This window comes from Streptomyces beijiangensis, from assembly GCF_017315755.1.
Classification (GTDB): Bacteria; Actinomycetota; Actinomycetes; order Streptomycetales; family Streptomycetaceae; genus Streptomyces; species Streptomyces beijiangensis.
In genome coordinates this window covers 1-530 of the sequence record NZ_JAFLRJ010000921.1, presented here as the reverse complement: position 1 = coordinate 530, position 530 = coordinate 1, and the positions used below count along the sequence as shown (strand labels likewise).

The window sequence follows — 530 nt, the reverse complement described above, 5'->3', positions numbered from 1 at the left end:
GCGTTCATGAAGACACCGCCGGGGCGGACCAGCCGCGCCACCTGTCCGTAGAGGTCCGCGAGGGGTTCGCTGTGCAGCCAGTGGAGGGCGGTCGCGGTCAGTACGGCGTCGTAGGAGTCGTGGGGAAGCTCGGCGGGCCAGTCGGGGTCCTTGAGGTCGGCCGTGACGAAGGAGACCCGCTCGTCGCCCGCGAAGGTGCCCTCGGCGATGGTGAGCAGCGCCGGGTCCAGGTCGACTCCGGTGCTGGTGGCGTCCGGGAGCCGGGCGAGCAGCCGGGCGGTGATGGTCCCCGTGCCGCAGGCGAGGTCCAGGACGCGCGGGGAGGGGCCGACGACGGCCTCCACCATGTCGAGCATGACCCGGAACCGCTCCTCGCGGTCGGGCATGTACCACTCCTGCTGCCGGTCCCAGCTCTCCTGCCAGGCCTGCCAGTCGACCGTGGCCGTGGCCGTACTGGTGTTCATGTCCGTCATGAAGCCCCTCCCGCATGCACGAAAAGTAATACCCTTACATCACGATCACCTGTTACT

At 69.1% G+C, this 530-nt stretch carries 1 protein-coding gene; it reads right to left on the bottom strand.

What is annotated here, in order from left to right; all coding sequences use genetic code 11:
* On the bottom strand, positions 1-473 hold a 473-nt coding region (locus J0695_RS39870), incomplete at its 3' end, for a class I SAM-dependent methyltransferase (protein WP_206969716.1).
* Positions 474-530: the final 57 nt, after the last annotated feature.